General features: G+C 62.3%; 26 protein-coding genes and 3 tRNA genes. 20 read left to right on the forward strand and 9 right to left on the reverse strand.

What is annotated here, in order from left to right; all coding sequences use genetic code 11:
* Positions 1-41: 41 nt before the first annotated feature.
* Positions 42-428: a hypothetical protein gene (locus AWT76_RS01825; RefSeq protein ID WP_072244455.1), complete on the reverse strand. Its 387-nt coding sequence runs from the start codon at positions 426-428 to the stop codon at positions 42-44.
* Between the two features lie 2 nt (positions 429-430).
* The gene (locus tag AWT76_RS01830; protein WP_072244456.1) at positions 431-1,633 is read right to left on the reverse strand and encodes a pyridoxal phosphate-dependent aminotransferase; all 1,203 of its coding nucleotides are present in this window, start codon (positions 1,631-1,633) and stop codon (positions 431-433) included.
* Positions 1,634-1,723: 90 nt separating this feature from the next.
* Between AWT76_RS01830 and AWT76_RS01835 the strand changes: the two genes are divergently transcribed.
* Genes AWT76_RS01835 through AWT76_RS01845 form a run of 3 tightly spaced genes read left to right on the forward strand, consistent with a single transcriptional unit; the run spans position 1,724 to position 2,961 of the window.
* A complete protein-coding gene (locus AWT76_RS01835; RefSeq protein WP_072244457.1) occupies positions 1,724-2,125 on the forward strand; it encodes a helix-turn-helix domain-containing protein in 402 nt (133 codons plus the stop codon).
* Between the two features lies 1 nt (position 2,126).
* Positions 2,127-2,405 (forward strand): succinate dehydrogenase assembly factor 2, encoded by a 279-nt coding sequence (locus AWT76_RS01840; protein ID WP_072244458.1) that lies wholly within the window; start codon positions 2,127-2,129, stop codon positions 2,403-2,405.
* A 43-nt stretch (positions 2,406-2,448) separates the two neighbouring features.
* Positions 2,449-2,961, forward strand: a complete 513-nt coding sequence (locus AWT76_RS01845; protein ID WP_072244459.1) for a MarR family winged helix-turn-helix transcriptional regulator — start codon at positions 2,449-2,451, stop codon at positions 2,959-2,961.
* 121 nt (positions 2,962-3,082) lie between these two features.
* Here the strand turns inward: AWT76_RS01845 and AWT76_RS16810 are convergent.
* Positions 3,083-3,166 (reverse strand) — tRNA-Tyr (locus AWT76_RS16810).
* Positions 3,167-3,311: 145 nt separating this feature from the next.
* Here AWT76_RS16810 and rlmB point away from each other — a divergent pair.
* The gene (gene rlmB, locus AWT76_RS01850; protein WP_072244721.1) at positions 3,312-4,100 is read left to right on the forward strand and encodes a 23S rRNA (guanosine(2251)-2'-O)-methyltransferase RlmB; all 789 of its coding nucleotides are present in this window, start codon (positions 3,312-3,314) and stop codon (positions 4,098-4,100) included.
* On the forward strand, positions 4,097-4,663 hold the full coding sequence (locus AWT76_RS01855) for a DUF2799 domain-containing protein (protein WP_072244460.1): 567 nt from the start codon (positions 4,097-4,099) through the stop codon (positions 4,661-4,663). The genes rlmB and AWT76_RS01855 overlap by 4 nt, the downstream gene beginning before the upstream one ends.
* Here AWT76_RS01855 and purN read toward each other — a convergent pair.
* Positions 4,650-5,237 carry a phosphoribosylglycinamide formyltransferase gene (purN, locus tag AWT76_RS01860; protein WP_281179074.1) on the reverse strand — a complete coding sequence of 196 codons (588 nt, stop codon included), beginning with the start codon at positions 5,235-5,237 and terminating at the stop codon, positions 4,650-4,652. The two genes, AWT76_RS01855 and purN, sit on opposite strands and share 14 nt — an antisense overlap.
* Positions 5,234-6,280, reverse strand: coding sequence for a phosphoribosylformylglycinamidine cyclo-ligase (gene purM, locus AWT76_RS01865; protein ID WP_072244461.1), 1,047 nt, complete (start codon positions 6,278-6,280; stop codon positions 5,234-5,236). Before purM ends, purN begins: the two co-directional genes overlap by 4 nt.
* 137 nt (positions 6,281-6,417) lie before the next feature.
* On the opposite strand from purM, the gene AWT76_RS01870 reads away from it, so the two are divergent.
* The 7 genes from AWT76_RS01870 (at position 6,418) to AWT76_RS01895 (ending at position 12,007) form a co-directional block, all read left to right on the forward strand.
* Positions 6,418-7,299, forward strand: a complete 882-nt coding sequence (locus AWT76_RS01870; protein ID WP_072244462.1) for an MBL fold metallo-hydrolase — start codon at positions 6,418-6,420, stop codon at positions 7,297-7,299.
* 50 nt (positions 7,300-7,349) lie between these two features.
* Positions 7,350-7,426 (forward strand) — tRNA-Ile (locus AWT76_RS01875).
* A gap of 428 nt (positions 7,427-7,854) precedes the next feature.
* On the forward strand, positions 7,855-8,943 hold the full coding sequence (locus AWT76_RS01880) for a polyamine ABC transporter substrate-binding protein (RefSeq protein ID WP_082700051.1): 1,089 nt from the start codon (positions 7,855-7,857) through the stop codon (positions 8,941-8,943).
* Between the two features lie 54 nt (positions 8,944-8,997).
* Complete coding sequence (locus tag AWT76_RS01885) at positions 8,998-9,864, forward strand: ABC transporter ATP-binding protein (RefSeq protein WP_342667148.1); 867 nt, start codon at positions 8,998-9,000, stop codon at positions 9,862-9,864.
* Positions 9,865-9,867: 3 nt separating this feature from the next.
* The gene (locus AWT76_RS17220) at positions 9,868-10,143 is read left to right on the forward strand and encodes a TOBE domain-containing protein (protein ID WP_342667149.1); all 276 of its coding nucleotides are present in this window, start codon (positions 9,868-9,870) and stop codon (positions 10,141-10,143) included.
* 224 nt (positions 10,144-10,367) lie between these two features.
* Positions 10,368-11,210 carry an ABC transporter permease subunit gene (locus AWT76_RS01890; protein WP_218055466.1) on the forward strand — a complete coding sequence of 281 codons (843 nt, stop codon included), beginning with the start codon at positions 10,368-10,370 and terminating at the stop codon, positions 11,208-11,210.
* A complete protein-coding gene (locus AWT76_RS01895) occupies positions 11,207-12,007 on the forward strand; it encodes an ABC transporter permease subunit (RefSeq protein WP_072244464.1) in 801 nt (266 codons plus the stop codon). Before AWT76_RS01890 ends, AWT76_RS01895 begins: the two co-directional genes overlap by 4 nt.
* A gap of 171 nt (positions 12,008-12,178) precedes the next feature.
* Here the strand turns inward: AWT76_RS01895 and AWT76_RS01900 are convergent.
* A tRNA-Leu gene (locus tag AWT76_RS01900) sits at positions 12,179-12,263 on the reverse strand.
* 112 nt (positions 12,264-12,375) lie between these two features.
* Entirely contained in the window at positions 12,376-13,803 is a 1,428-nt protein-coding gene (locus tag AWT76_RS01905) for a divergent polysaccharide deacetylase family protein (protein ID WP_176699307.1), read from the reverse strand.
* A 150-nt stretch (positions 13,804-13,953) separates the two neighbouring features.
* Between AWT76_RS01905 and AWT76_RS01910 the strand changes: the two genes are divergently transcribed.
* From AWT76_RS01910 to lexA, 6 genes are read left to right on the forward strand one after another with little or no spacing between them, the layout of a single operon-like run.
* On the forward strand, positions 13,954-14,535 hold the full coding sequence (locus AWT76_RS01910; RefSeq protein ID WP_072244466.1) for an anthranilate synthase component II: 582 nt from the start codon (positions 13,954-13,956) through the stop codon (positions 14,533-14,535).
* Positions 14,535-15,554, forward strand: coding sequence for an anthranilate phosphoribosyltransferase (gene trpD, locus AWT76_RS01915; protein WP_072244726.1), 1,020 nt, complete (start codon positions 14,535-14,537; stop codon positions 15,552-15,554). Before AWT76_RS01910 ends, trpD begins: the two co-directional genes overlap by 1 nt.
* 14 nt (positions 15,555-15,568) lie before the next feature.
* Complete coding sequence (gene trpC / locus AWT76_RS01920; RefSeq protein WP_072244467.1) at positions 15,569-16,375, forward strand: indole-3-glycerol phosphate synthase TrpC; 807 nt, start codon at positions 15,569-15,571, stop codon at positions 16,373-16,375.
* Position 16,376: 1 nt separating this feature from the next.
* Positions 16,377-16,856, forward strand: a complete 480-nt coding sequence (gene moaC, locus AWT76_RS01925; protein ID WP_072244468.1) for a cyclic pyranopterin monophosphate synthase MoaC — start codon at positions 16,377-16,379, stop codon at positions 16,854-16,856.
* Entirely contained in the window at positions 16,853-18,031 is a 1,179-nt protein-coding gene (locus tag AWT76_RS01930) for a molybdopterin molybdotransferase MoeA (protein ID WP_072244469.1), read from the forward strand. The genes moaC and AWT76_RS01930 overlap by 4 nt, the downstream gene beginning before the upstream one ends.
* Positions 18,032-18,083: 52 nt before the next feature.
* Positions 18,084-18,776, forward strand: a complete 693-nt coding sequence (gene lexA, locus AWT76_RS01935) for a transcriptional repressor LexA (protein ID WP_072244470.1) — start codon at positions 18,084-18,086, stop codon at positions 18,774-18,776.
* A 187-nt stretch (positions 18,777-18,963) separates the two neighbouring features.
* Here lexA and AWT76_RS01940 read toward each other — a convergent pair whose 3' ends face one another.
* Complete coding sequence (locus AWT76_RS01940) at positions 18,964-20,571, reverse strand: peptide chain release factor 3 (protein ID WP_072244729.1); 1,608 nt, start codon at positions 20,569-20,571, stop codon at positions 18,964-18,966.
* Positions 20,572-20,607: 36 nt separating this feature from the next.
* A complete protein-coding gene (locus AWT76_RS01945; RefSeq protein WP_072244471.1) occupies positions 20,608-20,925 on the reverse strand; it encodes a TraR/DksA family transcriptional regulator in 318 nt (105 codons plus the stop codon).
* Between the two features lie 108 nt (positions 20,926-21,033).
* Here AWT76_RS01945 and hisF point away from each other — a divergent pair, with 108 nt between their 5' ends.
* Positions 21,034-21,795, forward strand: coding sequence for an imidazole glycerol phosphate synthase subunit HisF (hisF, locus tag AWT76_RS01950; protein ID WP_072244731.1), 762 nt, complete (start codon positions 21,034-21,036; stop codon positions 21,793-21,795).
* Positions 21,792-22,106: a phosphoribosyl-ATP diphosphatase gene (locus AWT76_RS01955; RefSeq protein ID WP_072244472.1), complete on the forward strand. Its 315-nt coding sequence runs from the start codon at positions 21,792-21,794 to the stop codon at positions 22,104-22,106. The genes hisF and AWT76_RS01955 overlap by 4 nt, the downstream gene beginning before the upstream one ends.
* The last annotated feature ends 49 nt before the right edge of the window (positions 22,107-22,155 follow it).

Raw genomic sequence — 22,155 nt, forward strand, 5'->3', positions numbered from 1 at the left:
GGTGCGGCCAGATTTTTTCACACCCCGACCACAAAAATGCCCTATTCGGGTTTTTGCGCGCGTTGCGCGGCTTTGCGCACCAGCACTTCGCGCAGGTCTTGCATGGCCAAAAGCAGCTCTTCTGTGGCAGCGGCCAATTCGGCTGGGCTGGCCTTGAACTGGGCCCAATGGGCGATATGGCCAATCTGTTCGGCGGCCTTGGCGGCATCGCCTTGCATGCCGTTGCCGCTTGCCAGCCACGCGTCAATCAGCGCGCGTTCGGGGTCAGTCAGCTCATGCCCATCGGCCACATTCACCGCGCCAGTTGCCCGGTTGATCCCCGCAATCCGGTGCATTTCAGAGCGGCGCAGCCGCGCATCATAGGCAATGCGCAGCAGCATGGCCCCACCGGGGCGCGGGCGGAAATAATAGTCGCGCCCGCCGCCCATGGTTATGTCAGCCCCGCGCAGAAATCCTGAATGCGGGTGCAGGCTTCGCGCAGCGCATCATCCGACGTGGCATAGCTGACGCGGAACGCAGGCGACGTGCCGAAGGCTGCGCCGAACACCACGGCCACGCCCTTTTCTTCCAGCAGGGCGGTCGCGAAAGCTTCGTCATTCTCGATCAGCGCGCCCCCGGCAGAGGTTTTGCCAATGCAACCCGCGATCGACGGATAGACATAGAACGCACCTTCGGGCACCGGGCAGGTCACGCCTTCCGCGGCGTTCAGCATGTCGACCACCAGATCGCGGCGGCGCTGGAAGGTCAAGTTGTTCTCGGCAATGTAGTCTTGCGGGCCATTCAGCGCCTCGACCGCCGCCCATTGGCTGATGGAACAGGGGTTCGACGTGCTTTGCGACTGGATCTTGCGCATCGCGCCGATCACATCCTTGGGGCCAGCCGCGTAGCCAATGCGCCAGCCGGTCATGGCATAGGCTTTGGACACGCCGTTCACCGTCAGCGTACGGTCATAAAGTGCGGGTTCGACCTGCGCAGGGGTGCAGAATTTGAAATCGTCGTAAACAAGGTGTTCATACATGTCATCCGACATGATCCAGACATGGGGGTGGCGCAGCAGCACGTCGGTCAGGGCTTTCAACTCGTCCCATGTATAGCCCGCGCCTGTGGGGTTGGAGGGCGAGTTGAAGATCAGCCACTTGGTCTTGGGCGTGATCGCGGCTTCTAATGCGTCGGGGGTCAGTTTGTAGGCGGTGTCGGCGGTGGCCTCTGCAATCACCGGCTCTCCGCCCGCCAGCAGCACCATGTCGGGGTAGCTGACCCAATAAGGCGCGGGGATCACCACCTCGTCGCCCGCGTTCAGCGTGGCGACCAGCGCGTTATACAGCACCTGCTTGCCGCCAGTGCCGACGGTCACTTGCGCAGGCGTGTAGTCCAGCCCGTTGTCGCGCTTGAACTTGGCGCAGATCGCGGCTTTCAGCTCTGGCAAACCATCAACGGCGGTATATTTCGTTTTCCCCGCATCAATGGCCGCTTTTGCTGCGTCCTTAATATTCTGGGGCGTGTCAAAATCGGGTTCTCCGGCGCCAAGCCCGATCACATCGCGGCCCTCGGCCTTCAGCTCCGCGGCCTTGGTCGTGACGGCAATGGTCGGCGACGGTTTGACGCGGGACAGGGTATCGGACAAGAAAGCCATAACGGAATCTCCGGTTTGTGTCTTGGGCGTCCATGTCATAGGTTGCGGCCAATGGCCGTTCAAGCACAATCAAATCCGGAAGGAAGCGATATGACCGAAAACTCAGAACTGCGGGATTGGTATTCGGGCGATCATGCCACATTTGGCGACCGGCTGACCGCGGCACGCGAAGCGCAGGGCCTGACACAGGCGCAATTCGCCAAGCGGCTGGGCGTGAAACTGCGCACCGTGCAGGGTTGGGAAAATGACACATCAGAACCGCGCGCCAACAAGCTGCAAATGACAGCGGGGTTGCTGAATGTCTCTTTGCGGTGGTTGTTGACCGGCGATGGCGACGGGGTGGCAGAACCTGCCACGCAAGAAAACTTGGCCGAAGACGCACAGACGATCTTGAACGACATGCGCGGGTTGCGGGCGGATCTGACCCGTGTGTCGAACGAGCTTGGGCGCATGGAAAAACGGTTGCGCCAGATTGTAAAGGAAACGATCTAACATGCAGATTTCGCCGGAAGAAGCACGCCTGAAGCGGCTGAAAATGCGCTCATGGCGGCGCGGGATGAAGGAAATGGACCTTATCCTTGGGCCGTTCGCGGATACCGATCTGGCCCGGCTGGATGCGGATGAACTGGACGCCTACGAACGCCTTCTGGATGAGAACGACCAAGAACTGTACCTGTGGGTTACCGGCGCCCTAGAGGCCCCGGCCCAACACGCGCCCATGCTCCAGACCATTCGCAGCGTGGTCGAAAACCGGTTGCGATACGGCGCTTAACTTTTTGTTCGGAAGTTTCCGCGATGTTTGGCGTCAGAAGTATATGACGGAGCATCGCGTGAGCTTTCAACAAGACGTGGGCGCCCCTGTGCGCAGGCAGACTTTGGCGCGATATCTTGACAGTGTCGCGTTGCTGGAACGGATGCATCGGCTGTTGCTGGATGTCATTAAGGACGAATTCGAGCGGCTCGGTATCGTCAATATCAACCCGGTTCAGGCGTTGTTGCTGTTCAACATCGGCGATCACGAAGTGACGGCGAGTGAACTGAAATCGCGCGGCTATTACCAAGGGTCGAACGTGTCCTACAACCTGAAGAAACTGGTTGAACTGGGGTATATGCACCACCAGCGCTGCGCGATCGACCGCCGCTCGGTCCGTGTGCGGCTGACACCGAAAGGGCAGGCCATCCGCAGCCGCGTGGCAGATCTGTTCGCCCGGCAGGCCGAACAGTTGGACGATGGCGGCATCATTGCATTCGCGACACTGGATGAAACCGTGCGCGCCTTGCGGCGTCTGGAACGCTTCTGGGGTGATCAGATACGCTATATCTACTAGCCCGCGCAGCGCAGGACCGGGCCGCGATCCTGCGCAGCATATCCAAGGATAACAGGGGGCTTGCGACCGAAACCGGGCGCAACGCGCCCTGACATATCTGCCGGTCTATACAGTCGGGGAATGGTGGGCGACCCTGGAATCGAACCAGGCGTGGGTCTCCCCGGCGGAGTTACAGTCCGCTGCCGCACCTTGCAGCTCGTCGCCCTCTGCGCGGTGGATTACGCGAGGTGCAGAAAGGCGTCAAGGGCGGAAATGGCGCTAAATCGAAAACTCCATCACCGTCTGTTTGGCCTTGTACTGCGGCAACCGCTTGCGCAAAGCTGTCGGCCAAGTTGCTGGATGGGGTGCGCGTGAAAAAGCCAAGCTGGGTCATCGAAAAAGAAAAGGCGCGCCGCGAGGGGCGTCAGGAAACCGTGTGGTTGTTTGGCCTTCATGCAGTGCGCGATGCCCTGATGAACCCAAGGCGCAAGAAGCTGACCCTGTTTCTGACGCGCAATGCCGAAAGCAAGCTGGCAGATGCGGTAGCGCAATCTGGCATAGAGGCGCAGATCGTTGATCCGCGCAAATTTCCTGCGCCGCTAGACCCCGGCGCCGTGCATCAGGGTGCCGCATTGGAAGTGCAACCGCTGGATTGGGGCCGCGTGCCAGAGATGTGCCGCCCTGAAGGGCGCGACCTTGTTGTCTTGCTTGACCATGTCAGCGACCCGCATAACGTGGGGGCGATCCTGCGCTCCGCCGAGGTGTTCGGGGCGCGTGCCGTGATTGCCACCCAGCGCCACGCGGCCCCGGAAACCGGGGCGCTGGCCAAAACCGCCAGTGGTGCGTTGGAACGCCAGCCCTATCTGCGCGTGCGCAATCTGGCAGAGGAAATGGTCGCACTTCAGCAGATGGGCTATATCCTGATCGGGCTGGATGGCGAGGGCGACCAAGATCTGGGTGCCGCGCTGGCAAGCCTGCCGCCCGGCCCGGTCGGGCTGGTGCTGGGGGCCGAAGGTCCGGGCCTGCGCGACAAGACCCGCGCAACCTGTGACATGATCGCGCGCATTCCGGCGGCGGGGGCGTTCGGATCGCTGAACGTGTCAAACGCGGCGGCGGTGTCGCTTTACGCCGTGCGCCATGGTGGTGGAGGCGGGTCATGAAATTTCTTGCCTTGGTTGCATGGCTTGCCTTGCTTGCGGGCTGCGCATCGCTCAGCGAAGAGGAATGCCTGGCGGGCGATTGGGGCGGCATCGGTCAGCGCGATGGGGCCGCTGGCCTTGTGGCTGAAACGCAATTCGCCCGGCATGTGAAAGCTTGCGCCGATACCGGCGTGAACCCTGCAAGGGCCGCATGGCAAGCGGGCTATGCGCGCGGGTTGCAAAGCTATTGCACGCCGCTTGGCGGTCTGGAAGAGGGGCTAGACGGGCGCGGCTATCGCAATGTGTGCCCCGCGGCGTCAGAGGCGGCCTTTCTGCGCGGCTTCCAGATCGGCCAAGACGATTACAAAGCCCGCGAGGATGTGCGCCGCGTGCAATCCAAGATTGCCAGCTTGCGCGCGCGCAATGCCGAGATAGTCGGCCTAATTACGGCAGAGGATTCCGGCTTGCAGGCAGATCTGCAAAACAACCAAGCCGAGCTTTTGCGCCTGCAACTGGAACTGGGCTTTGTCCGTGCGCAGGCGGCACGCACCCGCCGCGCGGTCGCAGAGTTCAGGGCAGGCTGACAGGCCTACGGTCGCCCATCGCAAGCCGACGCAGCACCAGCGGGTAAAGCTGGTGTTCCATAGGCAGGACGCGCGCGGCCAACTGCTCTGGGGTGTCGTCCGGCAAGACCGGCACCCGCGCTTGGCCAAGGATTGGCCCATCATCAAGCGCGGCGGTTACTTTATGCACCGTGCATCCGGCCTCGGTATCGCCTGCGGCGATGGCGCGGGCATGGGTGTTCAGCCCTTTGTATTTCGGCAAAAGCGATGGGTGGATGTTCAGCATCCGCCCTTCAAGGCCGCGCACGAAATCGGCGGTCAGCACGCGCATGAAGCCCGCCAGTGCGACTAGGTCGGGCTGTGCCGCCTGTAGCGGTTCAAGCAGCGCGGCCTCGAACGCCGCGCGGTCGCCCTTGAAGGGGCGGTGGTCCACGGCGGCGGTGGGAATGCCCATAGCCCGCGCCTTGGCCAAGCCACCCGCATCCGGGTCATTCGACAACACAAGACATGGCCGCGCCGGGTGGTCGCCGGTCATGGACTGCGCCAGCGCCACCATGTTCGAACCCGATCCAGAGATCAGGATGGCAACCTTCACGCCAGCGTTCCACTGTAGCGGATGCCCGCGCCTTGGGTCACATGGCCAAGGCGGCAGACACGTTCGCCCGCGTCGGTCAGCAGGGCGGTCAAGGCCTCTGCTTGTTCGGGGGCCACGATCAGCACCATGCCAATGCCCGCATTGAAGGTTTTCAGCATTTCAGCTTGTGCGATGCCGCCTTGCTGCGCCAGCCAGCCAAAGACCGGGGGCAGTGACCATGCGCCAAGGTCGATATCCGCGCCAAGGTCATCGGGCAAAATGCGCGGCAGGTTCTCGGTCAGCCCGCCGCCGGTGATATGCGCCAGCCCATGCACGCCACCCGCACGAATCGCGGCCAGCGCGGGTTTTACATACAGCCGCGTCGGGGCCAGCAGCGCCGCGCCAAGCGTGCCGTCGTCAAAGGGCGCGGGCACGTCCCAAGCCAACCCCGCATGTTCGACCACCTTGCGCACAAGGCTGTAGCCGTTCGAATGCACCCCGTCCGATTCCAGCCCCAGCAGCACATCGCCTGCGGCCACATTGGCGGGCAGGGCGGTGCCGCGTTCCATGGCCCCCACGGCAAAGCCGGCCAAGTCGAAATCTTCTGCCGCATACATGCCCGGCATTTCGGCGGTTTCGCCCCCGATCAGCGCGCAGCCCGACAGGCGGCAGCCTTCGGCAATGCCGTTGATGATGCGGGTGGCGGCGGGCACATCCAGCTTTCCAGTGGCGAAATAGTCCAGAAACAGCAGGGGTTCCGCGCCTTGGCAGACAAGGTCGTTCACGCACATGGCGACAAGGTCAATGCCGATCGTATCCAGATGCCCGGTATCGATGGCGATGCGCAGCTTGGTGCCGACCCCGTCGGTCGCGGCCACAAGGATGGGGTCGGTATAGCCCGCCGCTTTCAGGTCGAACAGCGCGCCAAAGCCGCCAAGCCCGGCCATGACACCGGGGCGCGTGGTGGCCTTTGCAGCGGGTTTGATCGCGTCTACCAGCGCATTGCCCGCGTCGATATCGACCCCGGCGGCTGCGTAGCTTAGCCCGTTTTTGCCTTCTGCCATGATGCGCGCGCTCCTGCCTAGCCATGCCATGGCGCGCGATACCCTGAATTTGCGGGCAGGGCAACATTGCCGGGGTTGAAGCTTAGGCTTAGAACATTACATCACATTGCGATAATAGAATATGAAAGGGATCACCCATGCCATCCGAATTGAAATCACCCATCGTGCGCGCCTTTTTCGACCGCCCGACGGGCAGCCTACAATATGTCTTTCATGACCCGGCGACCCTGCGCGCCGCAATCGTGGACCCGGTCTGGAACTACTTTCCCGAAGCAGGCGCGGTCAGCACCGAAAGCGCGGATGAGATTCTGGCCTATATTGCCGAGCAAGGCCTGACGGTCGATTGGGTTCTTGACACCCACCCCCATGCCGATCATTTCAGCGCAGGGCCGTATTTGAAGGAAAAGCTGGGCGCGCCGCATGGCATTGGCGAAAAGGTCACCGGCGTGCAGAAGCTTTGGTCAAAGATCTATCATCTGCCGGACCTGCCGACTGATGGCCGCCAGTGGGACCGGTTGTTTGCCGAAGGCGAAGAATTCATGGTGGGCACGATCCCGGTGAAGATCATGTTCTCGCCCGGTCATACGCTGGCGTCGGTCAGCTATGTCGCGGGCGACGCGGCTTTCGTGCATGACACGCTGATGATGCCAGACTCTGGCACCAGCCGTGCCGATTTTCCCGGCGGCAGCACCGAAGACCTGTGGAATTCCATCTGCGCGATTCTGGACCTGCCGCCGCAAACACGCCTGTTTATCGGGCATGACTACCCCGCTGCGGATGCTGCGCCGCGCTACATGGCAACGGTGGCAGAGCACCGCGCCAGCAACAAACATGTGAAAGACGGGATCAGCAAAGAAACCTTCATCCAAACGCGCGATGCCCGTGACCAGACCCTGAAACTGCCCGCGCGGATGCTAGAGGCGCTTCAGGTCAATATTCGTGGCGGGCGCTTGCCAGACCCAGAGGCGGATGGCCGCAGCTACCTGAAAAAACCCATTGGCCGGTTCGATCCGCGCTAATATCTAGCTGCTTGACGCGTAGACGCATTCTGCGTAGCAGACGGCATGGCGGGCCTGTAGCTCAATTGGTTAGAGCAGAGCGCTCATAACGCTTTGGTTGGGGGTTCGAGTCCCTCCGGGCCTACCACGCCATGCGCTTGTTTCCAAACAAGATATTCCTTTGCAAAGGGTCGCGCCATGCCTTGTGCCAGAATCAGGTCAAGACATGGCGAGGTCGCATCGATATCTGCAAAAAGCAGAACGGACGCTATTGCGCCGCTGTGGCGATGCCAGAGCGCGGGCATGCGTGCTTGATGTGCCGCGATGCAAGCTTATGCGTGAAACGCCTCTGACGGTGCTTCGGGCGGGCAGCGCGATAGGGTGCGCTGCACGTCAAGAGGGCGGGCGCGCTGATCTTGCCTGATCTGTGCGCAGAATTAGGGGCGTTCGCATATCATAAACTGCAAAGCCTATAGACGTTTTACGCAGCGCGCGCCATTCTTGTGCCGTGAGGGCAGGCGCAGACCGGTCCCATGCCTCTGGACGGGGCTCTGATATATCAGGGAGAAAACTCGCGTGACCAAATTGAGATTTGCTCTATCCGTTGCGGCGCTTGGCGCCGCGTCGCCTGCTTTTGCCGAAGGTGAACTGCGTCTGTTCATCTGGTCGGATTACATCACCGATGCAGCCATCGAACGGTTCGAAGCCGAAACCGGGATCGATGTGTCCATCGACGTGTATGACAGCAACGAAACGCTGGAAGCCCGTTTGCTGGCAGGGTCGAGCGGGTTTGACATTGTTGTGCCCACGGGGAATTTCATGGCGCGGCAGATCGCAGCCGGTGTGCACCAGCCGCTGAACAAAGATCTGCTGCCGAACATGACGAACATGGACCCGGCGCTGATGGAGCGCTCTGCCCGGTTTGATCCGAATAACGAGCATTCCACGATTTACATGTGGGGCACGACGGGGATCGGCTACAATATCGACGCCATCGCAGAGCGTCTGGGCGCGGATTACGAGGTCAATAGCTGGGATCTGGTGTTCAACCCCGAGACCGCGGCCAAAGTCGCCGATTGCGGCATCAGCTTCCTCGATTCTGCCGATGAAATGCTGCCGCCCGCGCTGGCCTATCTGGGCCTGAACCCGGAGTCGCGCGAAACGGCTGATCTGGAAGCGGCGGCAGAGCTTTTGTCCTCTGTGCGCGAACATGTGCGCTATTTCCATTCGTCGCAGTATATCTCTGACTTGGCCAATGGCGAAACCTGTGTCGCCGTGGGCTTTTCGGGTGACGTGTTCCAAGCTGCCGCGCGCGCCGAGGAAGCCGGGCAGGGCGTGAATGTGTGGTATGCCATCCCGCAAGAGGGGGCGCAGGTCTGGTTTGACATGTTGGTTGTTCCATCAGATGCGCGGAACGTGGAAAACGCGCATCGCTTCATCAATTACTTGATGGAACCCGACGTGATTGCCGAGATCACCAACTACGTTTGGTATGCGAACGCGAACCGCCCATCTTGGCCGATGGTGGACGAGGAAATCACCTCTGATCCGGCCATCTTCCCCACCGAAGACGTGATGGCGAAGCTGTTTACCTCGGTCACAGCCGATTCGCGCACCGACCGGACTATGACCCGTCTGTGGACCACGGTTCGCACCGGTCAATAAACGCTGATAGCCCCGCCCGGCAGCCCGGGCGGGGCCAATTCCGAAAGGCTCATCATGTCCAGTTCAGTCCAGCCCGCTCTGGCCGCCGACGCGCGCCCATGGACGAACCCCGATGCGACGCCGTTTATTTCGGTCAAGGGTGTGTCGAAGCGCTTCGGCCCTTTCACCGCCGTCAACGACGTGACGCTTGATATTTACCGGGGCGAGGTGTTCTGCCTTCTGGGCGGGTCTGGCTGCGGCAAGACAACGCTGTTGCGGATGTTGGCAGGGTTTGAAACCCCGACCGAGGGCAAGATCCTGATCGACGGCAAGGATATGGCCAATGTCCCCGCCGACCGTCGCCCCACCAATATGATGTTCCAGTCCTATGCGTTGTTTCCCCACATGACCGTGGAGAAGAACGTGGCCTATGGGTTGCTGCGCGAAGGCAAATCCAAGTCTGAGGCCATGGACCGCGTGGCACAAATGCTGAAATTGGTGAAACTGGAACCCTATGCCAGGCGCAAGCCGCATCAGCTATCGGGCGGCCAACGCCAGCGCGTGGCCTTGGCGCGGGCGCTGGTCAAGCAACCCAAGGTGCTGCTGCTGGATGAACCTTTGGGTGCCTTGGACAAGAAACTGCGCGAGGAAACCCAGTTCGAGTTGATCCGCATTCAAGAAACCTTGGGCGTGACCTTCATTGTCGTGACCCATGACCAAGAAGAGGCGATGACGCTCGCCACCCGTATCGGCGTTATGACCGAAGGGGAAATCCGCCAGATCGGCGAACCGCGCCAGATATATGAAACCCCAAACAGCCGCTTCGTGGCCGATTTTATCGGCTCTGTGAACCTGTTCGAGGGCCAGATCGCGTCGATAGAGGGCACGCAGGCCGCGGTTGAAACGGCTGATCTGGGCCGCGTCATCATCACCCCGCCATAGGGGATGAACGTTGGGCAGGCCGTGACGCTGGCCATTCGCCCCGAGCGCTTCACACTGTCGCGCATAGCGCCCGCTGAGGGCACAGTGAATACCACCCGCGCCATGGTGCGCGATGTGGGATATGGCGGGCATATCAGCAGCTACCGCCTGAAATTAGGCAATGGCCGCGTTGTGTCCGCCACGCAGTCGAACCGCCTGCGCGACGAAGACCCGATCACATGGGACGAGGAAATCTCGATCACCTTTCCGTCCTCTGTCGTGCGGGTGCTGACCCAATGAGCAACGGTGCGCTGGACGGCGCCGTGGGGGCAGGGCGCTTTGCGTTGCCCTTGCCTCTGAAAATCACTTTCGGATTGCTGATCCTTTTGGCCGCAGCGGGCGCTGCGCTATTGCCGCAAAACGCGGCGCTTCTGCTGGGCGGGCTGGTCGCCGCGGTGCTTGTGGCCTTCGGCTTGGGCCGCGCGGCGGGCGTAAGCGACCGCTGGCTGGTCATTGCCATTCCCATGCTGTGGCTGTTGGTCTTCTTCTTTGTGCCCTTCCTTGTTCTGGGGCGGATCAGCTTGTCGGAAGCCATGATCGCCCGCCCGCCTTATTCGCCGCTGTTCCTGCAAGGCGCGGATGGCTGGGACTACGCGGGCAGCTTCGGCAATTACCAATTCCTTACCGAAGACCCGCTTTATGCCAGCGCCTATTTCTCGTCCATCCGCATCGCTGCGATCTCGACCCTTCTGGCGCTGCTGATCGGCTACCCGCTGGCCTATTTCATCGCCCGCTCGCCAGAACCGCGCCGTTCGATCCTGCTTTTGCTGGTCATTCTGCCGTTCTGGACGTCCTTCCTGCTGCGCGTTTATGCGTGGATCGGACTGTTGCGGCGCGATGGGGTGATCAACGGCTTCCTGTTATGGACGGGGATCATCGACCAACCTCTGGTCATGCTTCAGACCGATTTCGCGGTCTATCTGGGCATCGTCTATACCTATTTGCCCTTCATGATCCTGCCGCTCTATGCAAACCTTGTGAAACTGGACGGCGCGCTTTTGGAAGCCGCATCTGACCTTGGTGCATCGCGTATCACAACCTTCTTCACCGTGACGCTGCCCTTGTCGCTGCCCGGCATCATCGCGGGTTCAATGCTGGTCTTTATTCCGGCCATCGGCGAATTTGTCATCCCCGCGCTGCTGGGCGGCCCCGATACGCTGATGATTGGCCGCGTCTTGTGGGATGAGTTCTTCTCGGCGCGCGATTGGCCCGTGGCCTCTGCGGTGGCGATTGTCATGCTGTTTCTGGTCGTTGTGCCCATCATGTGGCTGCAATCTGTGCAAACCCGGCAGGAGAGCGCGCCATGAGAGGATCGTGGTTCCTGCCCGTGGCGTCGTTTTTGGGGTTTGCGTTTCTTTACATCCCGATCCTGTCGTTGATTATCTATTCCTTCAACGACAGTCAGTTGGTCACGGTCTGGGGTGGGTTTTCGACTCGTTGGTATGGCGAATTGCTGAATGACGCGCAAATTTTGGGCGCGGCGTGGATCAGCCTGAAAGTGGGCCTGTTGTCCGCGACCATCGCCACCGTGATCGGAACTTTAGCCGCCTTCGTGCTGACCCGCTTTGGCCGCTTCCGGGGCCGCTTGCTGATGACGGGGATGGTGACAGCCCCGCTGGTCATGCCCGAAGTGCTGATCGGCCTGTCTTTGCTTTTGCTGTTCGTGTCGATGGAGCTGGCGCTGGGCTGGCCGTCAGAGCGCGGCATGGTCACGGTCGTGATCGCGCATTCGACCTTTTGCGCAGCCTATGTGGCCGTGATCGCGCAATCGCGCCTGCGCGACATGGATGACAGCTTGGAAGAAGCCGCGCGCGATCTGGGCGCAGGCCCCTTGCGGGTGTTCTTCGACATTACCATTCCAGTGATCGCGCCTGCACTGGTGTCGGGCTGGCTTTTGGCCTTCACATTGTCGCTGGATGATCTGGTCATCGCGTCTTTCGTGTCGGGGCCGGGGGCGTCGACCTTGCCGATGGTGATCTTTTCCAAGGTCCGGTTGGGCGTCAGCCCAGATGTGAACGCGTTGGCGACATTGATTATTCTGGTTGTCGCCATCGCGGTCAGCATCGCGGGTTGGGTGCTTTATCGTCAAGCGCGGCGCGGATAACCCGCGCGCTTGGCGCGAACCGCTACTGCGTAGAGATCTTAAGACAGCTTTCGTGGCAGAATTGCTGCCACATTGCGCGCGAGAACATCACATAAGACATTGATAATTTGGGGTAATATGCAGTCTCGAAGCCCCTTCGGGCCTGCCACCGTTACATGTTCGGATTATCGGTGGTGCGGGCGGCGGGACTTGAACCCGCACGAGCCAGGCTCGAGCGATTTTAAGTCGCTTGTGTCTACCATTCCACCACGCCCGCACGCGCCCTTTCCTAGGCAATGACCGGACAAACGCAAGCGGTTTTTGGCTTGCGGTATCTGCGGCCGTGAAATGGGCTTATGGTTCCGCGTTGCACACCGTCTGCCCCGGTCCTACCGGGTCAGCAATATCGCCGATATCGGCACCACTGCGACCTGATCAGCGCGTCCATCGCTGCGCCACATTTCCAGCGCTTCCATCGTGGCGTCGTTGGCCGCGTCGCCGAAGACGATGACTTCTCCGATCTGGCTGGCCTGAAACACCGCCCGGTCAAGGTAGCGGCGAATCGTGAAGGGGCTTTGATCCTCGTCATCAAGCACCCGGAACACCTGCGCATGGGGCACGCCTTCGCGGTCGGCGGCGCTGTCCACGCGCGACAACCCACCGGCAAAGCTGACTAACCCATGCCCATCGCGCGCGACCAGCGGCAGCACTTGGTCCGTCAGGTTGGTGTTGCGTGAAAACCCGCCGCGCGGCAGGTCCAGCACGCCCACCGCTTGCGGCAGGCTGTCGAACCATGCGCCGAAGGTGATGTCCAGATCTGTAGCTTGCGCGCCATCGGGCAGGCCATTTGCAAGGATCAACACCTCTTTTCCGGCCTCGCGATACAGATCTGCGGCTTCCGCTGCGCTGGGGTCCATCGGGTTCAGGGCGATCGTGACGGGCAGTTCCAGCGCCGCAAGGGCCCGGCGCAGCGGGGTTGGCAAACCCGGATCGTTCAGCACCACGGCCATCAGCGGCCCGTCGTCGAAAGTGCCGCTGAAACTGCTGTTGCGTTCCAGCGCGGTCGCGGGGGCTGGCGGGTCTTCGGGTTGGGGATCTGGTGCAGGCTCTGCGGCTGGCTGTCCGGGCATGCCGGTAATGCGGGTGCCGGGCAGGCCGGGTAGGTCTGCTGCGCTGTCTTCTGGGGCGGCCTGTGCCGCGTCCGGGGCGCTGGGCGGGGGCGGCAAAGGCTGATCGCGCGGCGGGACGGGCGCGTCTGGCAAGCCGCGCGTTGCCGCACGAAGGTCAGGGTCCGGCATTGAGGGGGGCGATGTGTCAGTCAGCGCCGCTGCGTTGTCGGATGCGGGCGCTTCCGTGTCAGCCATCTGGGGGGCAGGGGATGGGCTTGGGGGCGTCGTGTCCTGCGGCATCATCAACTCTGCGGGCAGGTCCGCAGGCGCAGGGTCCACCGTTGGCGCTTGCTCTGGCATCTCTGGCACGGGGTCTTGAACCGGGTCCGGCAACGCGAGCGGCGCAGTACTTGGTGCCGGGTCCATGGCAAATTCCGGTTCTGGCACAGGCGCGTCAGCTTCCGGTTCCGGCGCGTCAGCCTGTTCGGTGGTCTCAACCTCCGTGGGTTCCGGTTCGGGTGCAGGCGCGTCCGGGGGCGGTGCGGTTTGGGGTGCAGGATCTGCTGGCAGGGCTTCCGGGCTGGACGATGCCGGGATGCCGGATATGTCCCGAGAGACTGGCGGCGCGACAACAACGCTCCCGACAAAGCCAAGCGCGACCACTGCGCTGCCCAAAAGCCCCCCTGTCAGACCATTTAGCCGTATCATGCCACCTGCGCCCCCGACCATTACACTATTTGGTGTTTCCCATAATCACCCGCGCCTTGCAATGCATTGGCGTAGGCATGCTTGACCTTGGCGCTTCGGCAGGGGCATGTAGGGGCACGATTTGCCCATTCGCCCCGGAAAGGCGCGCCCATGCTGCTGCTGATAGATAATTACGACAGCTTCACCTATAATCTGGTCCATTATTTCGGAGAGTTGGGGGCCGATGTCACCGTTCACCGAAACGATGCGCTGGATGTGCAAGCGGCGATGGCGCTGAACCCGTCGGCGATCGTGCTGTCCCCCGGTCCGTGCGACCCGGACCAAGCGGGCATTTGCCTGCCGCTGACGCTGGCTGCGGCGGAAGCGCGCATTCCGCTGCTGGGGGTCTGCCTTGGGCATCAGACCATCGGGCAGGCCTTTGGCGGCAAGGTGGTGCGCGCGCCCGACATCGTGCATGGCAAACTGGGCGCGATGCATCATGCCGGGCAGGGCGTGTTTGCCGGTCTGCCCTCGCCGCTGATGGCCACGCGCTATCATTCATTGGTGGTCGAGCGTGACAGCCTGCCCGCGTGTCTGGAAATCACAAGCTGGCTGGAGGATGGCCTAATCATGGGGCTGCGGCACCTGGAATTGCCTATAGAAGGCGTGCAGTTCCACCCTGAAAGCATTCGCTCGGAACATGGTCACGCCATGCTGCGCAATTTTCTGGGCCGGGCGCAGGTGACGGCATGATGGCGGATCTTAAACCACTGATCGCCTTGGCCGCCGAGGGGCCGCTGACCCGCGCGCAGGCAGAAACCGCATTCAACCTGCTGTTTGAAGGGCAGGCCACGCCCGCGCAGATGGGCGGTTTCCTGATGGCGCTGCGCACCCGTGGAGAGGTCGTCGATGAATACGCCGCCGCCGCCAGCGTGATGCGCGCCAAATGCGTGGCCGTCCGCGCGCCCGCAGGCGCGATGGATATTGTCGGCACCGGCGGCGATGGCAAGGGCACGCTGAACATCTCGACCGCGACGGCCTTTGTCGTGGCAGGCGCAGGCGTGCCGGTGGCGAAACATGGCAATCGCAATCTGTCGTCCAAGTCCGGCGCGGCAGATGCGCTGGGTGCCTTGGGTATTGACGTCATGGTCGGGCCAGAGGTGGTTGAACGCGGGCTGGCAGAGGCCGGGATCGGTTTCATGATGGCGCCCATGCATCATCCGGCAATGCGCCATGTCGGCCCGGTGCGGATGGAATTGGGCACCCGCACCATCTTCAATATCCTTGGTCCCTTGACCAATCCGGCGGGCGTAACGCGGCAGTTGACCGGCGCGTTCAGCCCAGCCTTGTTGCGCCCCATGGCGCAGACATTGCAAGCATTGGGGTCCGACCGCGCATGGCTGGTGCATGGCGGCGACGGCACGGACGAGCTGTCGATCGCGGCCCCCTCACAGGTGGTGGCGCTGGAAGATGGCGCGCTGCGCGAGTTTACAGTGCACCCGCAAGATGCAGGTTTGCCCCTTCACCCGTTTGAGGACCTGATCGGCGGCAGCCCAGAGGCGAATGCACAGGAGCTGTCCGCGCTGTTGGAGGGGGACGGGCGGCCCGCCTATCGTGATGCCGTGTTGCTGAACACGGCCGCAGCACTTGTGGTGGCTCAAAAAGCAACAACCCTGCCCGAAGGGGTAGAGATGGCGCGCGCCAGTATCAACAGCGGTGCGGCGATGGGGGCGGTACAGGCTTTGGCCCGTGTCAGCCCTTCAAAAACCTGACCAAAGGAACGAAGATGGCCGACATTCTGGACAAGATCAAAACCTACAAACTGGAAGAGGTCGCCCATCGCAAGGCTGTCCGACCGACCTCTCGGGTCGAGGCGGCGGCAAAGGCGGCCAGCGCGCCGCGCGGGTTCGAAGCGGCATTGCGCGCGGCACAGGTCACGGGCTACGGGCTGATCGCGGAAATCAAGAAGGCCAGCCCGTCCAAGGGGCTGATCCGCCCCGATTTCGACCCGCCTGCCTTGGCGCAGGCCTATGCCAAAGGGGGCGCGACCTGCCTGAGCGTGCTGACAGATACGCCCAGCTTTCAGGGTGCCGATGATTTCCTTGTGCAAGCGCGCGCAGCCTGCGATTTGCCCGCGTTGCGCAAGGATTTCCTGTATGACACCTACCAAGTGTCCGAAGCTCGCGCGCTTGGGGCCGATTGCATCTTGATTATCATGGCCTCTGTCAGCGACGCGCAGGCGGCGGATCTGGAAGATGCAGCCTTTCACTGGGGCATGGATGTGCTGATCGAAGTGCATGACGCGCCCGAACTGGAGCGCGCGCTGCGCCTGAAATCGCCGCTTCTGGGGATCAATAACCGCAATCTGAAAACGTTCGAGGTCACGCTGGGGACCACGCGCGCGCTGGCCCCCATGGTGCCCGAAGACCGGTTGCTGGTCTGCGAAAGCGGGCTGTTCACCCCTGCCGATCTGGCCGAAATGGCCCGCACGGGAGCACGCAGCTTCCTGATTGGTGAAAGCCTGATGCGGCAAGATGATGTGGCCGCGGCCACCGCGACCCTCCTTGCCAACCCGGTTCTGGCAGAGGTGTGACATGGCTGACCTGACCCATTTCGACGCCCAAGGCCATGCCCATATGGTCGATGTCTCTGACAAGGCTGTGACCGCGCGCGTGGCCGTCGCCACCAGCGCGGTGCAGATGCAGCCCGACACGCTGGCGCTTGTCACCGAGCAGCGCGCCAAGAAGGGCGATGTTCTGGGCGTGGCGCGGTTGGCCGGGATCATGGGGGCAAAGCGCTGCGCCGATCTGATCCCGCTGTGCCACCCGTTGCCGATTACTAAGGTCGCGGTGGATCTGGACGTGGACGAAACCCTGCCGGGCATCCGTATTCGCGCCGAAGTGCGCACCACCGGCCAGACCGGGGTAGAGATGGAAGCCCTGACCGCCGCAACCGTCGCCGCGCTGACCGTCTATGACATGCTGAAAGCGGCGGAAAAATCCATGCGCATCCTCGACACGCAAGTGGTGCTGAAGGATGGCGGCAAATCCGGCCGGTATGAGGTGGGCGCATGATCTCTGTCGAAGAAGCGCTGGCGCAGATCTTTGCGCTGACCATGCCCTTGCCCACGGAAACCGTTCCATTGGCGCAGGCCGCGGGCCGCGTGTTGCGGGCCCCGCTATGCGCGGGGCGTGACCAGCCGCCTTTTGCCGCTTCGGCAATGGATGGCTATGCCGTGGCAGGGCCGGTTGGGCCGGGCCAGCGCTATCGCGTGACCGGCGAAGCGGCGGCGGGCCATATGTTTGCGGGCCATGTCGGACCGGGCGAAGCAGTGCGCATTTTCACCGGCGCGCCCGTGCCACCCGGCGCGACAGAGGTTGTGATACAGGAAGATGTGACGCGCGATGGCGACACGATCACCCTGCGGGACGCCTTGGGCCGCGGCCCGAATATCCGCCCGCAAGGGCAGGATTTTCGCGCAGGCGACCAGATCAGCGCGCCGCGCCGGTTGCGCGGGGTGGATCTGGGGCTGATCGCCGCGATGAATTGCGCCGAGGTGACAGTCACCCGCCGCCCCGATGTCGCGATTATCGCCACCGGGGATGAACTGGTCATGCCGGGCGAACAGCCGCGCGCCGATCAGATTATCGCGTCGAACGCCTTTGCCCTGAAAGCCATGGCCGAAGCCGAGGGCGCGACAGCCCGCATTCTGCCCATCGCCCGCGATACCGAAGCCAGCCTGCGCGCGGTGTTCGACCTTGCCCAAGGCGCTGATGTGATCGTAACGATCGGCGGCGCTTCTGTAGGCGATCACGATCTGGTCGGGCCGGTGGCCGATGCTATGGGGGCCACCCGCGCGTTCTACAAGGTCGCGCTGCGCCCCGGCAAACCGCTTATGGCCGGACAGCTTGGGTCGGCGCTGCTGCTGGGTCTGCCCGGCAATCCGGTGTCTTCCATCGTCTGCGGGTATCTGTTCTTGCGGCCTGCGCTGCGGGCAATGCAGGGCTTGGGGCATTATCCGCTGCCAACCAATAGCGCCGCCTTGGGTTGCGACCTGCCGCAGAACGGCCCGCGCGCGCATTACATGCGGGCCACGCTTGGCCCCGGCGGCACGATCACCCCGGTCAGCAGCCAAGACAGCGCGTTGTTGTCACTTCTGGCGCTGTCCAACGCGCTGTTGGTGCGCCCGGCCCATGATGGGCCGCGCAAGGCAGGTGAACAAATGCGGTATATCGCGCTTGACCTGTGAGCGGAACAGAGTTAGAACATAGGACAGGTGGGCCAAGTCGAAAGGCAGCGCAATGCTGACACGCAAGCAAATCGAACTGCTCAAGCTGATCCACACGCGGATGGAGAAAGAGGGCGTTGCGCCCTCTTTTGACGAGATGAAGGACGCGCTTGATCTGCGATCCAAATCGGGAATTCACCGTCTTATCACCGCCTTGGAAGAGCGTGGGTTCATTCGCCGCCTGCCGCATCGGGCGCGGGCGATCGAAGTGCTGAAATTGCCAGATGCCTTGGGCAAAGCGGGGTTCGAAGCGCAGGTAATCGACGGGGGCGCGCCGGCGAAACCCACGCCCCCCGCACAATCCATGGCCGTGGAAGCGGCGGCGCTGACATTGTCGGTCATGGGCCGGATTGCTGCTGGCACACCGATAGAAGCGATCAGCGAACCGATGCGCGACATTGCTGTGCCGGGTGCCATGCTGTCGGGGCGGGGTGAACATTACGCGCTGGAAGTGCAGGGCGATTCCATGATCGACCTTGGCATAAATGACGGCGACATTGTCGTGATTCGGCAACAAACCAGTGCTGATAATGGCGACATTGTCGTCGCGCTTGTGGATGATCATGAAGCGACCTTGAAGCGCTTCCGCAAGGTTGAAGGCATGATCGCGCTGGAAGCGGCGAACCCGGCTTATGAAACGCGCCTGCTGCCTGCGGCGCGCGTCAAGGTGCAGGGGCGGCTTGTCGGACTGATTCGCAGTTACTGATGAACTAGGGGGCGCTCGCGCCCCCTCTTGGGCTGCGCCCAATTCACCCCCTGAGGATATTTTTGCAAGAATGAAACGAAGAGGGGGGTCTTCGTTTCATGGGTGCGCGACAGGAGTGGTTGGCGTCTATCAAGGGAACGCGGGGAGGTCGTGATTTGCGCAGCGCTCGCGCAGGGGGCCTATGTCGCTACACCAGCATTTCCTTGGTCGCGGTCAGCTTCACATCCGGATAGTCCCGCGCGACGCGGTCAATATCCCATTGCAAGCGGGTCATGAAAACAGGGTCGCCGTCGCTATCTGTTGCCATATGCTGCTTGTTGGCAGCAGCGAAGGCATCGACCGCCGCTTGAGAGCCTTGAACCCAGCGGGCAGAGGTGAATTGCGTCGGCTCAAACCGCACGGGCAGGCCGTATTCCAGTTCAATCCGGCTGGCGAGAACTTCGAACTGCAACTGCCCGACGACGCCGACCACAAAGCCCGACCCGAAAGCGGGCTTGAACACTTTAGCAGCCCCCTCTTCGGCGAATTGCAACAGTGCCTTGTCCAGATGCTTGGCCTTCAGCGGGTCGCCCGCGCGGCAAGCCTGCAAGAGTTCAGGCGCGAAGGACGGAATGCCGGTGAAGCGCAAGGCCTCGCCTTCGGTCAGCGCGTCGCCAATCCGCAACTGCCCGTGGTTAGGGATGCCGATGATGTCGCCCGCCCAAGCCTCTTCCGTTACTTCGCGGTCGGCGGCCAGAAACAGCACCGGGTTGGCGACCGCCATCTGCTTTTTCGACCGCACATGCAGCAGTTTCATGCCGCGCTCGAAATGCCCCGAGGCCAGACGCACAAAGGCCACGCGGTCGCGGTGCTTCGGGTCCATATTGGCCTGAACCTTGAACACGAAGCCCGTGACCTTGGGTTCTTCGGGGGCAACCTCGCGCGATTCAGCGCGCAGGACCTGCGGCGCGGGCGCATAATCAGCGATCCCGTCCATCAGTTCTTTCACTCCGAAGGAATTGATTGCAGAGCCGAACCAGATGGGCGACAGATGTCCCTCGAGCACCGATTTCGGGTCCAAGGGCGGCAGCAATTCGCGCGCCATTGCGACTTCTTCGCGCAAGGCGGCCAATTGCGCGGCGGGCACATGTTGCTCCATCAACGGATCGTCAAGCCCGTTCAAAACGACGCTTTCGCCCCGCTTGTTGCGGTCGGCGCGGTCCATCAGTTCCAGCCGGTCGTTGATCAGGTCGTAACAGCCGATGAAATCCGCCCCCATGCCGATAGGCCAGCTTGCCGGGGTCACGTCAATCGCAAGGTTTTGCTGGATTTCGTCGATGATATCGAAGGTATCGCGGCTTTCGCGGTCCATCTTGTTGCAAAAGGTCAAGATGGGCAGGTCGCGCAGGCGGCAGACTTCGAACAGCTTGCGGGTTTGGGATTCGACCCCTTTGGCACCATCAATCACCATGATCGCGGCATCGACGGCGGTCAGGGTGCGATAGGTGTCTTCGGAGAAATCCGAGTGGCCGGGCGTGTCGACCAGATTGTAGCGGTACTTCGCGAAATCGAAGGACATGGCAGAGGCCGAGACCGAGATGCCCCGGTCCTTTTCCATCTGCATGAAATCCGACCGCGTGCGCCGTGCTTCGCCCTTGGCGCGCACTTGCCCCGCCATCTGGATCGCGCCGCCAAATAGCAAGAACTTTTCGGTCAGCGTGGTCTTGCCCGCATCGGGGTGCGAGATGATCGCAAAGGTGCGGCGCCGCGCAATTTCGGGCGGCAATTCGGGGCGATTTGTGTTCTGATCCAGCATATCCCGCGCATAGCGCGGGCCGCGCGCCAAGACAAGCTACCGCGCGCAATCGCGGCAAAAGGGCGTGGCGGGCAGCAGGTCCAGCCGCGCATCGCTTATCTCTGCCCCGCAGCGGACGCAGGATCCGTAATCGCCTGCCGCCATCCGCGAGAGCGCGCCGTCGATCATGCGCAATTCGGCTTGGGCGGATAGGCCCAAAGCTTCCATCGCTTCATCTTGTTCATGTTCGGTGGCGTTTTCTTCCCAGTCGGGGTCGCCATGGCTGTCGAGTTCGGCATCAAGCATCCGCATGCGCGCAATCAGTTCAGCGCGGCGGGTTTCAAGCTGGGCGGTGCGGTTGGTGAAATCGCGCATGTGGTGTCCTCCATAGGCCGCGCCATGGTGCCGCCTTTGCGCAAAGCTGTCCTTGATCCGGGTCAAATCCCTCTTTCGCGCGGCGCAGGTGCGGGCTATGACGGGACCATGTTGAAAACCCGTGTCATTCCCTGTCTGGACGTGGCCGATGGCCGTGTTGTCAAAGGCGTCAATTTCGTGGACCTGCGCGATGCGGGCGACCCGGTGGAAGCCGCGCGCGCCTATGATGCGGCGGGCGCGGATGAGCTGTGCTTTCTGGACATTCACGCCACGCATGAAAACCGCGGCACGATGTTTGATCTGGTCACGCGCACGGCAGAGCAGTGTTTCATGCCGCTGACCGTGGGCGGGGGCGTGCGCACGCCGGAAGATGTGCGCGCGTTGCTATTGGCCGGGGCCGACAAGGTCAGCTTCAATTCCGCCGCCGTGGCCGACCCGGATGTGGTGGCGCGCGCGGCTGATCGCTTTGGCAGCCAGTGCATTGTGGTGGCGATAGATGCCAAAACCGTCAGCCCCGGAAAGTGGGAGATTTTCACCCATGGCGGGCGCAAGCCTACGGGCATAGACGCGGTGGCGTTTGCCCGCACCGTGGCGGCCAAGGGGGCGGGAGAGATTTTGCTAACCAGCATGGACCGCGACGGCACGCGGGCGGGGTTCAACCTGCCCCTGACCCGCGCGATTGTCGATGCGGTGGGGGTGCCTGTCATTGCCTCTGGCGGGGTGGGCACGCTGGATCATCTGGTAGAGGGCGTGACCGAGGGTGGCGCAAGTGCGGTTCTGGCCGCGAGCATCTTCCATTTCGGTGAGTTCACCATCGGGCAGGCCAAGGAACACATGGCCGCCGCTGGCATTCCCATGAGGCTGGCATGAGCGCGTTGGACCAGTTGGCCGCGACCATCGCGGCGCGCAAAGGGGCCGACCCGGATGGGTCATGGACCGCGAAACTACTGGCAAAAGGCCCTGAGAAATGCGCCGAAAAGTTCGGCGAAGAAGCGATTGAGGCCGTGATCGAAGCGGTCAAGGGCGACCCTGCGCGCCTGACCGCGGAAGCGGCGGATGTGATCTATCACCTGCTGGTGATGTGCGCTGCGCGCGATGTGTCTTTGGCAGATATCGAAGCGGAACTCTCCCGCCGCGCAGGCACATCCGGGCTGGATGAGAAAGCCGCGCGCAAGGGCTGAGGCTTGCCAAGTTGCCTGCTTGGGCGTAGACCGCTCACATGTTAACTAA

The sequence above is a fragment of the Roseibaca calidilacus genome (assembly GCF_001517585.1).
Lineage (GTDB): Bacteria > Pseudomonadota > Alphaproteobacteria > Rhodobacterales > Rhodobacteraceae > Roseinatronobacter > Roseinatronobacter calidilacus.